Consider the following 13792-nt stretch of genomic DNA (forward strand, 5'->3'; position numbering starts at 1 on the left):
CTGCTCACTGCGCTCAGCCCACGGTCCGTCGGCGCTGGTACTCGTCGGTGCGCCCCAGGGCGCGACGGACGAGCCGATCGAGGGCCTCGTTGACCTCGATCGGGAACTCGAGTTGCACCAGGTGCCCGGCCTTGCGCACACCGACCATCTCCGCCATGGCCAACCCGTCGGCGAGGGCTGTGGACTTGGCGAACGGGATCACCCAGTCGTCGTCGCCACACAGAACGAGGGCGGGTATGTCGGCGAGCACGGGCAGCGCGGCACTCTCGTCGTGCAGCTCGAGGGACTTGAGGAAGTTCACCATCGTGACCACCGATGTGCCGTTGATCATCGATTCCGAGAACTTCACCAGGGCAGGTGAGACGTCGGTCCCGAACGACGCCGCACGCAGGATCGGCGAGATCAACGAGCGCACCAGACCGCGGCTGAACTGCACCGCGCCCGGCGCCGTGCGCACCGCCAGGCGGAAGGCGTCGATGGCGGGGTTCTCGAGGTTGCGGCCCACCCCGGCGCGCGCGAGACCCTCGGCGGTGGTCGACAGGAGCGCAACCCCGATGACCCGCTCGTGGAACAGCGACGGGAACTGCCGGGCGGCGGAGAGGACGGTCATGCCGCCCATCGAATGGCCGACCAGGATCACCTCACCTCGAGGAGCCACGGCGCGCACGACGGCGTCGAGATCGACTCCCAACCTGCCGATGGTGCACGAACTGCGCGATCCGCGACCGGAGCGGCCGTGTCCGCGCTGGTCGTAGAAGACCATGCGGACCTGATCGCCCCACTCCTGTTCGAGTTCACGACGTTGGAAGTGCCAACTCTCCATGCGCAGGCAGTAGCCGTGCACGAAGATCACCGTCAGCGGAGCCGACGCGGGCCCCACCTCACGGACGGCGATCGGAACGCCGTCGTCCGCCGTCACGATCGACCCCCGATCGGAGTCCATGCGGGTGAAATCCTCGCCGCCGAGCGGATCGGGACCATCCGCGGTGACGGTGCGCCGCAACGTGGTCAGTCCCGCCGCCGCGCCGATCGCCGCCACGCTGGCGGCGCCCCCGATGATCCCGGCCACTGAAGCGCGGTTCATTGCGTCCCTTCGACGTAGGTTCTCCCGATTCGACCGCCTATCCCGGCGACCACCTCGTAGGTGATGGTGTCCAGCGCCACCGCCCAGTCCCCGGCATGTGGCTCGCCGTGCGAGCCCGGACCGAAGAAGTACGCATCGTCCCCCTCGGTCACCCCGTGGTCGTTGGACCCCAGGTCGACCATCACCTGATCCATGCACACCCGTCCCACACCCGGATACCGAACGCCCCCGATGGCCACCTCGAATCGGCCGGTGAGCCCCCGCACGATGCCGTCGGCGTACCCGACGGGCAGGAGCGCGACGAAGCCGTCGCGTGGGGCGGACCACAGATGACCGTATGACACGCCGTCGCCCGCGGCAACGTGCTTGACCAAGGCCACGCGTGCGGTCACCGTCATCGCCGGCCGCAGCCCGAACGTCCCGAGTTGCGGTGCCGGGGACAGTCCGTAGACCGCAATTCCCGGGCGGACGATGTCGTAGTGCAGATCGGGGCGGGTCAGTGCAGCCGCCGAGTTCGCCAGGTGCAGGCGCGCAGGGTCGAGCCCGCGGGCGCGCGCATCGGCGACGATCGCCTCGAACCGCGCCCTCTGCACGTCGTTGGTCGGGTGGTCGGGGACGTCCGCGCACGCGAGGTGGCTGAACATCGAGCGTACGACGACGGTGCGATCACGCTCGGCATCGACCGCCGCGTCGAGGGTGGCAGCCAGATCGCGCGCCGACACCCCGTTCCTGGTGAGACCGGTGTCGACCTTGAGGGCAACCGTCGCGGGCGAGCCCCGAGTTGCGGCAGCCTTCGCGACGGCGTGCAGCTGTGCCGGGCTGGACACCGCGACCTCGATGCCGTGCTCGATCGCGGGATCGAAATCGGTGTCCACACTGTGCAGCCAGGCGAGGATCGGCGCGTCGATACCGGCTCGACGCAGGACCATCGCCTCGTCGAGCGTGGTCACACCGATCTCCGTGGCTCCCGCTGCCAGCGCGGCGCGAGAGACCTCGACGGCACCGTGGTTGTAGCCGTCGGCCTTGACGACGGCCATGATCTCGCTGCGCGGTGCCGCAGCGGCGATCACACCGATGTTGTGGCGCACGGCTGCCAGGTCGATGTATGCGGTCGACGGGGGGCGGCTCACGGTTGACCATCCTGCCACCGGCGTTCGATCGACCGGCGTCCACGTACGCGACGCACGGCCGCGGGCAGCGCCGCCGCGATGTGCGAGGCGGACGTGGGTGCGCCCGAGGCGGCGATACCTGCCGCGATCGAGTGCACGCGCGCGCCGGCGGCAGCGGCGGTGGCAGGGCGAAGGCCGGTGGCCAGGAGCGCACCCACCACACCCGAGAGCACGTCCCCCGACCCGGCGGTGGCCGCCCATGACGAGCCGGCGTCGTTGACCAGCACCGTCCCGCCCGGTTCGGCGACGATCGTGGCCCGCCCCTTGAGCAGCACCGTCGCGTCCAGTCGGGCTGCGAGCTCACGCACCGCCTCGACGCGATCGGGGCCCGGCGGGCGCCCGGCCAGCCGGGCGAACTCTCGATCGTGTGGGGTCAGCAGCGTCGGTGCCTCGCGCCCGGCCAGCAGATGCGGGTGTGCTGCCAGCAGGGTCAGAGCATCGGCGTCCACCAGCACCGGCACAGTGCTCGCGAGCACCTGCCGGAGCCGCTCGTGGGCGTCGGCATCGGTGCCGGCGCCGGGGCCGACCACCCACGCCTGCACTCGCCCGGCCGCGGCCTGCTGATCGGCCACCACCACCTCGGGATGCGCGAGGACGACGGCGTCGGCGCAGGGCCCGACGTAGCGCACCATGCCCGCGGTGGCGGCCACCGCGGCGGAGGTGCTGAGCACCGCCGCACCCGGGTACCGATCGCTTCCGGCGACGATGCCGACCACACCCTGGGTGTACTTGTCGTCGTCCGCGCCCGGTACCGGCCACAGTCGACCCACCTCGTCATCGGTGAGCGCGGTCATCGATGCGGGTGGTAGGTCCAACCCGATGGGTATCAGAACCGTTGTGCCACAACGGTCCCCGGCGAGCGCATGAACAGGCTTGAACGCGCCGAGGGCCACCGTGACCTGTGCGTGGACCGCCGGAGCGGACACCGCACCGGTGTCGACGTCCACCCCCGAGGGCAGGTCCACCGACACGATCGGCGTGGCCGTTGCTGCCAGCGCGGCCACGATCTCGGCCGCGGCGGGACGCAGCGGGCCGCGGCCCGAGATCCCCACGATGCCGTCGATCACCAGGTCGGGATCACCCGGCCGATCCACCACTCGTCCGCGGGCCCGCAGCAGCGCGGCGAGCCCGGCTCGGTGGGCGCGGGGCGGATCGAGCAGGATCGCCGACACCGCAACCCCGCGCCGCGCGAGCAGCGCCCCCGCCCAGAGGGCGTCGCCGCCGTTGTCCCCGGCGCCGACGAGCAGCAGAACGCGCGAGCCCACCACCGCCCCGACGCGCTCACGCAGCTGAGCCGTGACCACGGCGGCCACACCCGTCGCGGCGCGGCGCATGAGCGTGCCCGCGGGCAGGGAGGCGATCAGCGGCTCCTCGGCGCTACGCACCTCGTCGGCGGTGTGCAATGGCGTGGGCACCACACCATTGCAGCACGCGGGTGCGGCCGCGGTGCTACTCGACGGTGACGGACTTTGCCAGGTTGCGAGGCTTGTCGACGTCGTAACCGCGTGTCTGGGCCACCTCGGCGGCGAACACCTGCAGCGGGATCGTCGAGAGCAGCGGCTGCAGCAGGGTCGGTGCGGCCGGGATCTCGATGAGGTGATCGGCGAAGGGCCGCACGGTGTCGTCACCCTCCTCGGCGATGACCACCGTGAGCGCACCGCGGGCCTGGATCTCACGAATGTTGCTCAGCAGCTTCGAGTGCAGCACCGCGCGACCCTTCGGCGACGGCATCACCACGATGACCGGCAGACCCTCCTCGATGAGTGCGATCGGCCCGTGCTTGAGCTCGCCCGCTGCGAACCCCTCGGCGTGCATGTAGGCCAGCTCCTTGAGCTTGAGAGCCCCCTCGAGGGCCACCGGGTACCCCACGTGGCGACCGAGGAACAGAACCGTCGGCGACGATGCGAGTCGGCGCGCCAGCGCACGGACCGGCTCGACGGTGTCGAGCACGCGTGCCACCAGCGCCGGCATGGCCTCGAGGTCGAGGTATTCGCGCGCCACCTCGTCGGGGTACTTGGTCCCGCGTGCCTGCGCCAGGGCGAGACCGACGAGGTAGTTGGCCGTGACCTGAGCGAGGAAGCACTTCGTGGACGCGACGCCGATCTCCGGTCCGGCGCGGGTGTAGAGCACAGCGTCGGCCTCGCGGGGGATCTGGGAGCCGTTGGTGTTGCACACCGCCAACACCCGCGCCTTCTGCTCCTTCGCGTGCCGCACCGCTTCGAGGGTGTCGGCGGTCTCGCCCGACTGCGAAATGGCGACGACGAGGGTCGAGCGGTCCAGCACGGGGTCGCGGTAGCGGAACTCGCTGGCAAGTTCGACCTCCACCGGCAGGCGCGTCCAGTGCTCGATGGCGTACTTGGCCAGCAGGCCGGAGTGGTACGCGGTGCCACAGGCCACCACGAACACCTTGTCCACATCACGCAGTTCCTGGTCGGACAGACGCTGCTCGTCGAGCACGATCCGCCCGTTGGTGAAGTGCCCGAGCAGGGTGTCGGCGACCGCGGCGGGCTGTTCCTGAATCTCCTTGAGCATGAAGTAGTCGTGGCCACCCTTCTCGGCGGCCGCGAGGTCCCAGTCGATCCGGAAGGGTGTGCCGAGCGCCTCGCGACCGTCGAACCCGACGATGCGGTAGCTGTCGGCGGTGATGATCACCACCTGGTCCTGCCCGAGTTCGACGGCGTCGCGAGTGTGCTCGATGAACGCGGCGACATCCGATCCGAGGAACATCTCGCCATCGCCGACGCCCACCACGAGTGGGGTGGACCGCCGGGCGGCGACGATGGTGCCCGGATGGTCGGCGTGGGTGAAGACCAGGGTGAACGCACCCTCGAGGCGCCCGATCACCGACAGCGCGCTGGCCTCGAAGTCACCCGCGGTGGGCCCCTGCGCGTACGCGCGGGCAACGAGGTGCACGGCGGCCTCGGTGTCGGTGTCGGAGGAGAACTCGACTCCGTCGGCCTCGAGCTCGCCGCGCAGCTCGGCGAAGTTCTCGATGATGCCGTTGTGGACAACCGAGACCGGGCCGTCGGTGTGCGGGTGGGCGTTGCGATCGGTGGGACGACCGTGCGTGGCCCACCGGGTGTGACCCATACCGGTGGTTCCGGCGAAGCGCTCACGCCCGACGGCGTCCAACTCCGCCTCGAGGTTGGCCAGCCGGCCGGCTTTGCGCTCGACTGCCGTGCCGCCCATTCCGTCGAGTACGGCCACGCCCGCGGAGTCGTAGCCGCGGTACTCCATCCGCCCGAGCGCCTCCACCACGATGGGCAGAGCCGGTCGATGGCCGACGTACCCGACGATTCCACACATGCCGGACAGCTTACGTGGCACCCCCGGGCAGCCCCGCACGTCCGATACGGTGCACGGGTGGCCACCTCACGCAAGTCCGACAGCCCCGACGCGACCGACGGCGGCGCAGTCAAGAAGCTGCTCTCGACCCTGAGCAAGCCCGGTCCTCACCGAGTTCTCTGTGGCGACCTCGGTTTCGCCGGGGTGCCCGGCGTCCTCTACACCCCCGCCTCCGGAACACAGCTGCCCTCCGTGGCATTCGCCCACGGCTGGATGGTCGGCCCGCAGCGGTACGACCGCACCCTGCGTCACCTCGCGAGCTGGGGGTTCATCGTCGCCGCACCCGGGACTCGCACGGGGCCGGTGCCCTCGCATCAGGAGTTCGCGAAGGACCTCGTCGACACCCTCGACCTCGTCACCACCGTGCGGCTCGGCACCGGCGAGATCACCGCGAACCCGAACACCCGGGCCCTCGTCGGACACGGAATGGGGGCCAGCGCCGCGGTGCTGGCGGCGGCACGATGCGGATCGCTGAGCTCGCGCAGCGTCTCGGCGCTCGCCGCGCTGTATCCGGCGCCGACGTCGCCGCGAGCGGAGTCGGTGGCGGACGCGGTCAGCGCGCCCGCCCTCGTCGTCGGAGGAACGACCGATCTGGTGTCGCTGGCAGCCAATCCCCTCGAACTGACTCGGGCGCTTCCCGACGCGATACTGCGCACCATCGTGCGGTCGAGCCGCGACGGCGTGCTCGAGGGCAGGCCGGTGTTGAAGAAGCTGGGGATCGGTGGAGCCGAGAAGAAGACCCAGCGCACAGTCCGCGCACTGGTGACGGGGTTCCTGCTGCACCGTGTGGTCGGCGACGCGACGTACGCTCCCTTCTCTGCCGGCGACGTCGAGATCCCCGGCACCACGATCCTCGACCCCGACGGCCCCGTTCCCGAGCCCACCCGCGCCGGCGCGGCCCGTCAGATCTCGCGAGTGCTGCGCGGCTGATCCCCCTCCGCTGAACGTGCTGCCGCCGGGCGTGCTGCTACCGGGCGTGCTGCTGCGGCACGAACGCGCTCGCACAGACGTGCCTGAGCTCGCTCGTGCTCGGCCACGATCGAGCTGTATCGCTCTTGCGCCGGTGTCACAGCACGCCCGCCCGTTCGAGGACGGGATCGGTGTCCGGACGCGGTGACGCCGCGAGAGGGGCCGGAGGCTCGGGAGCCACGGGGGGCCCGAGAACCGCCGGAGGCTCGAGAATGTCGGTGATGGCGTGGTCGCGCAGCACCGCGGCATCGGCCGCGGCACGCTCGGCCGCATCCCGGGCCGGCACCAACACGGTGTCGACCCACTCCCGGCAGGCGTCGGTCAGGGCGTGCGCGTCGCCCTCGGTGGGCGAGATCAGGTCGGGATAGAGCGTCGCGAGCACCTCACGGGTGTGCAGCGGCAGCTCGTCCGGTGCCAGTGCGGCCCCGTCCAGGGTGGCCGCGATCTCCTCCGGCGTACGGCCGACGTCCACTGCCGTCACCTCGTCGATAGTCGCGGCGGCGCGGGCGGCGACGGCGTCGAGCGCCGCAGCCGCGGCAGCGGCGTCCTCGGCCGCCAGCGACACGCTCTCGGCGACCCGGTGGACGCCGGCGATCCACGAATCCGCAGCGGCCAGCACAGCGGCCGCCACCGGACCGGTCCACACCTGCCCGAGAGCATCCCTGGCTGTGCGCAGATCGTCCTCGGCGGCGCCGATCTCATCGGCTCGCCGGGTGAGCACGTGTGCGTGCTCGACGAGGTCGGCCGAGATCGCGGACGGATCCAGCGGGGTGCCCGATGGCGAGGTCACCGCAGCGAGTCCAACCGCGCCAGTCGATTCGCCAGGTCGTCGTCGACCTCGGCGTCCCGCTCGATCGACCACCGCACGCTCGCCGCGAAGTCGGCGATGGCCCCCCACCCGTCGGCGAGCTCGGTCGGTCGGCGCGCGCCACGGGGAATGCACGGGTCGGCGAGTCGGTCGAGGTGGTGTGCCACGGTCTCCGCGGCACGCTGCCACCCGGTGAGGGCGGACAGCGCGGCCTCGCGGTCACCGCTGCAGGCGAATCCGTTCATACCCGTTTGGACGCACGCCGCGGGCGATGCGTTCCACGACGGGCCGATCGGCGCTGCTAGTTTCAGTCACAGGGCCACCCACCACAGGGCCACCCATCACGAGGCAGGGAGCATCGAATGCGCATCGGAATGATGCTGAACTATTCCGGAGGGTTCGACGAGACGGTGGCGGAGGTCGGTGCGCTCGAAGCAGCCGGGCTCGACATCGCATTCATCCCGGAGGCCTACTCGTTCGACGCGGTCAGCCAGCTCGGATACCTCGCTGCGAAGACCTCGACCATCGGGATCGCATCGGGAATCTTCCAGATCTACACCCGCACCCCCTCGCTGATGGCGATGACGGCGGCGGGCCTGGACTACGTCTCCGGCGGGCGGTTCACCCTGGGGCTGGGTGCGTCCGGTCCTCAGGTGATCGAAGGTTTCCACGGCGTGAAGTACGACGCCCCGCTCGGGCGCACCCGCGAGATCGTCGACATCTGCCGGCAGGTGTGGCGCCGCGAGAAGGTGCAGTACGACGGCAAGTACTACCAGATCCCGCTTCCCGCAGAGAAGGGCACCGGGTTGGGCAAGCCGCTCAAGCTGATCAATCACCCTGTGCGCGAACGCATCCCGATCGTGATCGCGGCCATCGGCCCGAAGAACGTCGCCCTGACCGCAGAGATCGCCGAGGGCTGGCAGCCGATCTTCTTCCACCCCGAGCTCTCGCACACCGTCTGGGGTGAGGCGCTCGAGAGCGGAAAGGCCGCCCGCGATGCGAGCCTTCCCCCGCTCGAGACCTACGCCAGCCCGTCCGTGGCCATCGGCCCGGACGCCGACCAGTTCCTGCCGTGGATCAAGCCGCACATGGCCCTCTACATCGGTGGCATGGGCGCCAGGGGCAAGAACTTCTACAACGACCTCGCGGTGCGCTACGGATATGCCGAGGAGGCCGAGAAGATTCAGGACCTCTACCTGGCCGGCAAGAAGGAGGACGCCGCCGCTGCCGTTCCCGACGACCTGGTTCGAGCGGTGAATCTGGTGGGCACCGAGGACTACGTCAAGGAACGCCTGAAGGCCTTCGAGGGTGCCGGGGCGACCACGCTGAACATCACTCCCCTGGCCACCGACACCGCCGGACGGGTGACGGTGGTCGAGACCCTCAGAGCGCTACTGCCCTGAGGACGGCGGCGAGGTTCTCCGCGAGCCGCTCGGCGGTGCCGATGTCGGCCGCCTCGACCATCACGCGCACCAGCTGCTCGGTACCCGAGGCACGCAGGAGCACCCGTCCCTCGTCGCCCAGTTCCTTCTCCGCCAGTTCGACCGCGGTGAGCACGTCGGTGGCCGTGGCCACCGCGGCCTTGTCGGTGACCGGGACGTTGATCAGCACCTGCGGCAGGACGTGCATCACCGATGCCAGGTCGGCGAGCGAGCGTCCGGTCTCGGCCATGCGGGCCATGAGGATCAGGCCGGTCAGCGTGCCGTCACCCGTCGTGCCGTGGGAGGGCAGCACGATGTGTCCGGATTGTTCGCCACCGAGTGCGAACTCGCCGCGCCGCAGTTCCTCGAGTACGTACCGATCGCCGACCGCGGTGGTGCGCAACACGATTCCCGCCTCGCGCATGGCAATGTGCAGACCCAGGTTGCTCATGATCGTGGCCACCAGGGTGTTGTCGGCGAGGGCGCCCCGCTCGGCCATCGCCAGGGCGATCACGGCCATGATGGCATCGCCGTCCACCACGTTCCCGGCAGCGTCGACGGCCAGACACCGGTCTGCGTCGCCGTCGTGGGCGAGCCCCAGGTCTGCACCGTGGGCCACGACGGCCTTCTGCAGCGCGCCGAGATGGGTCGAGCCGCACTCGGCGTTGATGTTGAGCCCGTCGGGCTCGGCGGCGATGGCGATCACCGTGGCACCGGCGGCGCGGTAGGCGCGCGGGGCAGCCTCGAAGGCCGCGCCGTGCGCGCAGTCCACCACCACGGTCAGCGATGTCAGTGAGGTATCGACAGCTGTGCCCAGATGGTCGAGGTAGGTCTCGAGTGCGTCGGTGGCCGGTCGGAGCCGACCGATCCCGCTGCCCACCGGTCGCACCCCCGTCGTGCCGATGGCCCTCTCGATGGCGTCCTCGGACCCGTCGTCGAGTTTGTGGCCACCGGCACCGAAGATCTTGATCCCGTTGTCGGGCATGGAGTTGTGGCTGGCGGAGATCATCACGCCGAGCGCAGCGCCGTAGGCGCCGGTCAGGTACGCAACCGCGGGGGTCGGGAGCACGCCCACATCGAGCACGTCGACACCTGCGGCCGTGATCCCGGCGACGACGGCGGCCTGCAGCATCTCACCGCTCGCTCGGGGATCGCGCCCCACGACGGCGGTGGGCCGAACCTCGCCCGTGGTGGCACCGGCCACGGGGCGGGCGAGCACGCGAGCCGCCGCATTGCCCAGGGCCAGAGCCAATTCGGGAGTGAGATCGCTGTTGGCGAGCCCACGCACGCCATCGGTGCCGAACAGTCGGCGGGCGGACGCGGGAGTGCCCGTCGAGTCCGCAGGTCTGGCCGTCACCTGTCCGGTTGTCGCTGGTCCACTGGTCACGATGGACGAAGTTCCCCTCTGCTGCGGGCGGCTCGCACTCCGACGACGGGTGCGGGTGGCCGGTGAAAACGGCGCGGGCGCCCACGACAGTTCGCGTCGGAACTGCCGGAGCGCCCGCCCCGGATCGAAATGTGCGCGATCAGCGCTTCGAGTACTGCGAAGCCTTACGCGCCTTCTTCAGGCCGTACTTCTTGCGCTCGACGGCGCGCGGGTCACGGGTGAGGAATCCGGCCTTCTTCAGGGCCGGGCGATCATCCGCGGTGACCTCGATGAGCGCACGCGCAATGGCCAGACGCAGCGCGCCGGCCTGTCCCGACGGACCGCCGCCGTGCAGCAGCGCGACGACGTCGAACTGCTCGCTGCGATCGACGAGCACGAAGGGGGACTTGATGAGCTGCTGGTGCACCTTGTTCGGGAAGTAGTCCTCGAGTGTGCGTCCGTTCAGCGTGAATCCACCCGAACCGGGGCTCAGACGCACGCGGACCACGGCTTCCTTACGACGACCCACGGTCTGCACCGGGCGGTCGGTGGGGAAGACGACGGGGGCTGCGGGCGCAGCGGCAGACTCGGTGGCAACCGGCTCGTCCGCGGCGTACTCGGCGTCGTCCTCGACGATCTCTTCGGTGATCACGTCCGACGTTTCGTCGACCGACACGACATTCTCCTCCGGTGTCGTCACTGGGACACCTGCTTGATCTCGAACGGAACGGGCTTCTGCGCGGCATGCGGGTGATCCGGGCCGGCGTAGACCTTGAGCTTCGATGCGATTGCGCTGCCCAGCTTGTTCTTGGGGATCATGCCCTTGACCGCGCGCTCGACCAGGCGATCGGGAGCGGTGGCGAGAACCTCACCGAAGCTACGGGCACGCAGGCCACCCGGATGACCGGAGTGGTGGTAGTAGTACTTGTCGGTCAGCTTGGAACCGCTGAGTGCGACCTTGTCCGCGTTGATGATGACGACGAAGTCGCCGCCGTCGACGTTGGGCGCGTAGGTGGGCTTGTGCTTGCCGCGCAGCAGCGTGGCTGCTTGAACGGCGAGGCGGCCGAGAACGACGTCGGTTGCGTCGATCACGTGCCAGGCGCGGGTGACGTCCCCGGCCTTCGGGCTGTACGTGGGCACAGATCTTCCTTCATCTCATCGCTGCGGGCACAGCCCACGGGCGGGCGTGTTCACGCAGGTCGCTGCTGGCCGAGCGGTGGGCGCGTGATCCTCGGCGGCCAGTGGAGACCCGAGGGACGACGTCGAAGCCCAACGCCAACCGTGAACAGTACCGTCCGCGCTGGTGACGGGTCAAAACGCGGATCGCCCACGAGCTCTCCTCTCGTGGGCGATGCGCTGTTCGGTTGTGGGTTCTGCTCGGTTGTGAGAACTGCTCCGACTAGGAGAACATCGCTCGGTTGACGGCCTCCCGGGACTGCATGTCGCGGTTGCCGTCGTCGACGGCACGACCGATCGCATCGAGCACGGCGTTCAGCTCGACTGCGGCGAGGTCCCATTGACGCTGCTTGTCCTGGTAGGTACTGGCGGCCTCACCCTCCCAGTCCGCGACCAACGGCGTGATGACGGACTTCAGGTCGTCGAGCCGGGCGTTGAGGGCACTCTGGTTGGCGGCGATCTCGAGGCGGAGCGCCTCGATCGCGGCGAAGTCGTACAGCATGGGCGAACTCCTCTACAGGCTCAGGGCACCACCGGCGCCGGAGATGGCACGGGTGGTGTCGGTGTCGGTGTTGTCGTAGTGGACGCCGCTGCGGGTGATGGACTCACCGATCGAGACCAGAGCCGCGTTCAGCTTGGTGGCGCTCGCGTCCCATCGACCCATGACATCGCTGAACGCCCCGGATGCGGAGCCCTTCCAGCTCGCCTCGACCGCGCCCACCTCGCCGCGCAGTCGATCCAGCAGCCCTCGAATCTCCCCCGTCAGCTCGTCGATGCGCGAGCCGGTCAGCGCCATCGTCTCGGCCGATGTCTTCATTCTGCTCATCCGTGATTACCCCCTTCGTCTCCGCGGGCGGTGACGTACCCCCACACCCAGTTGGACGCACCTCGCGCCCGATCGGTTCCGTCGCCGCGTCCACGATCGTGTTCGCGGAAACCTGCGATCGGTACGCACTGCGCCGATTGTGCGGATACCCATACGGAAACGGACGAATCGGCCCGATTCGACTGGTCTCGACTGTGAAGTGTCCTTAGGGTCGCAGTGTGCTGGGAACCCTAGATCCGAAGGATGCGATCTTCGCGCTGTCCACGAGAGAGGGGCTCCCGACAGATCAGTACTTTCTTCTGGCGTTCGACGATGCGCCGCCCTTCGCAGCGGTACTCGCCGACGTCACCGCACGCGCGAGCGGCATCGCCGCACTGAACAAGACGCTCCACCGCTGCCCCGCCGACCTCGACTATCCCGCATGGGTGCGCTCGAGCATTCCGTCGGCAACGACCTGCCGCGCTCTCGACGTCGAGGACCGCTCATGGGTGAGCTGTCTGGCACGCATGGCAGAGCTGTGCTCGCACGCCCTCGACGCCTCGCAGACACCGTGGATGGTGCACGTGGCAACACCGATCGCGGACGTGCCGGGCGCCGACACCGACGCCACCGTCGTTCTGATCAGGTTCAGCCATGCCCTCACCGACGGCGGCGGCGGCGCAGCCCTCGTGCGGGCTCTCTTCGGTCGAACCGTCGACGTTCACGACGCGATGGTCGCCTCGATCGCCGCACCGGCCGGCACGTCGCGCGCCCGCATGTTCGCCGCCGCCCTCACCGGTGCGGCGCTGCGGTCGGCTCGCATGGTCCCGAGCCTGATCGGTGCAGTGGCTCGCGGGCGCCACACCACGCCCCCACCGGAGCCGGGCGAACCTCTCGTGTTCAACACCGCCAGCGGGTCCAGGCGGGCGCTGGCCGTCCTGCCGGTGCCCGCCGGGGGAGCCACCGTGGGTTCGGGACCCCGATCGATGACCAGCATCGCCTCGCTCACCAGGACCGAGCTCGCCCTCGCCGCCATCTCGGTGGCGATGGAGCGGTATGCCCGCGACGAGGGCGAGGACCCGACGTCTCTGACCGCACACGTGACCGTGGCGGTGGGCGCGGACGCCCCCTGGCGCGGGGAGAACGCGTTTCTGCCCGCGATCGTCCCGCTCACTCCGATGGACGATCTACCCGGACGTGCGCTGGCGATCGGGGCGTCGCTGCGCGCCGAACGCGACCGGCTCGCCGACGTGCGCACGGTCCGTCAGTACCGAGTGTCGGAATCGGTGCCGCTGCCCCTGCTGCGCCTGGCTGCGGCGGCATCGAGCAGCGGCGGCCACCCTGGCGTGCACACCTCGTTCACGAGCCTGCGCTGCGGCGACGGCAACCTCGCCGTCGGGGACGCACCGCTCGCCCTGATCGCCGGTTTTCCCACGTTGTCCGAGCGCGTCGCGATCGGCCACGGCCTCTACGGCGCCGGTGAGTTGCTGACTCTGAGCGTGCTCGCGTCGCCCGACGCGGTGGACCTCGATCGCTACCAGGACTACCTACGCGAAGCAGTGGACGAGGTGTTCCGGCTCCGCGGATCGGGGCGCGGTTCCGTCCGATTCGCGTAGTACATCGATAGGTCGCATGAGGCCACCGGTGAC

The 13792-nt window shown here is 69.9% G+C and carries 14 protein-coding genes; 3 read left to right on the forward strand and 11 right to left on the reverse strand.

The genetic code is table 11. The annotated features are described in order from the left end of the window. Positions 1 to 13: 13 nt before the first annotated feature. The 4 genes from ACY48E_RS12355 to glmS are packed head-to-tail and all read right to left on the reverse strand — an operon-like array spanning position 14 to position 5559. Positions 14 to 1084, reverse strand: coding sequence for an alpha/beta fold hydrolase (locus ACY48E_RS12355; RefSeq protein ID WP_462872497.1), 1071 nt, complete (start codon positions 1082 to 1084; stop codon positions 14 to 16). After that, the gene (gene alr, locus ACY48E_RS12360) at positions 1081 to 2232 is read right to left on the reverse strand and encodes an alanine racemase (protein WP_462872498.1); all 1152 of its coding nucleotides are present in this window, start codon (positions 2230 to 2232) and stop codon (positions 1081 to 1083) included. Before alr ends, ACY48E_RS12355 begins: the two co-directional genes overlap by 4 nt. Further along, positions 2211 to 3668 carry an NAD(P)H-hydrate dehydratase gene (locus ACY48E_RS12365; protein WP_462872499.1) on the reverse strand — a complete coding sequence of 486 codons (1458 nt, stop codon included), beginning with the start codon at positions 3666 to 3668 and terminating at the stop codon, positions 2211 to 2213. Before ACY48E_RS12365 ends, alr begins: the two co-directional genes overlap by 22 nt. Positions 3669 to 3702: 34 nt before the next feature. Next, on the reverse strand, positions 3703 to 5559 hold the full coding sequence (gene glmS / locus ACY48E_RS12370; RefSeq protein ID WP_462872500.1) for a glutamine--fructose-6-phosphate transaminase (isomerizing): 1857 nt from the start codon (positions 5557 to 5559) through the stop codon (positions 3703 to 3705). 57 nt (positions 5560 to 5616) lie between these two features. Between glmS and ACY48E_RS12375 the strand changes: the two genes are divergently transcribed. Continuing rightward, a complete protein-coding gene (locus tag ACY48E_RS12375; protein WP_462872501.1) occupies positions 5617 to 6528 on the forward strand; it encodes a dienelactone hydrolase family protein in 912 nt (303 codons plus the stop codon). A gap of 136 nt (positions 6529 to 6664) precedes the next feature. Here the strand turns inward: ACY48E_RS12375 and ACY48E_RS12380 are convergent, their stop codons facing one another. Then, positions 6665 to 7357: a hypothetical protein gene (locus tag ACY48E_RS12380; protein ID WP_462872502.1), complete on the reverse strand. Its 693-nt coding sequence runs from the start codon at positions 7355 to 7357 to the stop codon at positions 6665 to 6667. Further along, entirely contained in the window at positions 7354 to 7620 is a 267-nt protein-coding gene (locus ACY48E_RS12385; protein ID WP_462872503.1) for a hypothetical protein, read from the reverse strand. Before ACY48E_RS12385 ends, ACY48E_RS12380 begins: the two co-directional genes overlap by 4 nt. 117 nt (positions 7621 to 7737) lie before the next feature. On the opposite strand from ACY48E_RS12385, the gene ACY48E_RS12390 reads away from it, so the two are divergent. Then, positions 7738 to 8778, forward strand: a complete 1041-nt coding sequence (locus ACY48E_RS12390) for an LLM class F420-dependent oxidoreductase (RefSeq protein WP_462872504.1) — start codon at positions 7738 to 7740, stop codon at positions 8776 to 8778. Here the strand turns inward: ACY48E_RS12390 and glmM are convergent. The 5 genes from glmM to ACY48E_RS12415 all read right to left on the reverse strand — a co-directional run bounded on the left by glmM (position 8759) and on the right by ACY48E_RS12415 (position 12164). Beyond that, positions 8759 to 10153 carry a phosphoglucosamine mutase gene (glmM, locus tag ACY48E_RS12395; protein ID WP_462872635.1) on the reverse strand — a complete coding sequence of 465 codons (1395 nt, stop codon included), beginning with the start codon at positions 10151 to 10153 and terminating at the stop codon, positions 8759 to 8761. The genes ACY48E_RS12390 and glmM overlap by 20 nt on opposite strands. A 169-nt stretch (positions 10154 to 10322) precedes the next feature. Continuing rightward, on the reverse strand, positions 10323 to 10811 hold the full coding sequence (gene rpsI / locus ACY48E_RS12400; RefSeq protein ID WP_462872637.1) for a 30S ribosomal protein S9: 489 nt from the start codon (positions 10809 to 10811) through the stop codon (positions 10323 to 10325). Positions 10812 to 10858: 47 nt separating this feature from the next. Continuing rightward, on the reverse strand, positions 10859 to 11302 hold the full coding sequence (gene rplM / locus ACY48E_RS12405) for a 50S ribosomal protein L13 (protein ID WP_462872505.1): 444 nt from the start codon (positions 11300 to 11302) through the stop codon (positions 10859 to 10861). Between the two features lie 259 nt (positions 11303 to 11561). After that, positions 11562 to 11840, reverse strand: coding sequence for a WXG100 family type VII secretion target (locus ACY48E_RS12410; protein WP_462872506.1), 279 nt, complete (start codon positions 11838 to 11840; stop codon positions 11562 to 11564). 12 nt (positions 11841 to 11852) lie between these two features. After that, positions 11853 to 12164, reverse strand: a complete 312-nt coding sequence (locus tag ACY48E_RS12415; protein ID WP_462872507.1) for a WXG100 family type VII secretion target — start codon at positions 12162 to 12164, stop codon at positions 11853 to 11855. A 218-nt stretch (positions 12165 to 12382) separates the two neighbouring features. Here ACY48E_RS12415 and ACY48E_RS12420 point away from each other — a divergent pair, with 218 nt between their 5' ends. After that, positions 12383 to 13759: a wax ester/triacylglycerol synthase domain-containing protein gene (locus tag ACY48E_RS12420; RefSeq protein ID WP_462872508.1), complete on the forward strand. Its 1377-nt coding sequence runs from the start codon at positions 12383 to 12385 to the stop codon at positions 13757 to 13759. Positions 13760 to 13792 lie beyond the last annotated feature (33 nt).

Source organism: Rhodococcus sp. AZ1, assembly GCF_054979605.1.

What these genes read in the sequence shown, in the direction of transcription:
- ACY48E_RS12355 (WP_462872497.1), bottom strand. Translation starts at nt 1,084, where the DNA reads ATGAACCGCGCTTCAGTGGCCGGGATCATCGGGGGCGCCGCCAGCGTG.
- glmS (WP_462872500.1), bottom strand. Translation starts at nt 5,559, where the DNA reads ATGTGTGGAATCGTCGGGTACGTCGGCCATCGACCGGCTCTGCCCATC.
- ACY48E_RS12385 (WP_462872503.1), bottom strand. Translation starts at nt 7,620, where the DNA reads ATGAACGGATTCGCCTGCAGCGGTGACCGCGAGGCCGCGCTGTCCGCC.
- ACY48E_RS12390 (WP_462872504.1), top strand. Translation starts at nt 7,738, where the DNA reads ATGCGCATCGGAATGATGCTGAACTATTCCGGAGGGTTCGACGAGACG.
- ACY48E_RS12410 (WP_462872506.1), bottom strand. Translation starts at nt 11,840, where the DNA reads ATGCTGTACGACTTCGCCGCGATCGAGGCGCTCCGCCTCGAGATCGCC.
- ACY48E_RS12415 (WP_462872507.1), bottom strand. Translation starts at nt 12,164, where the DNA reads ATGAGCAGAATGAAGACATCGGCCGAGACGATGGCGCTGACCGGCTCG.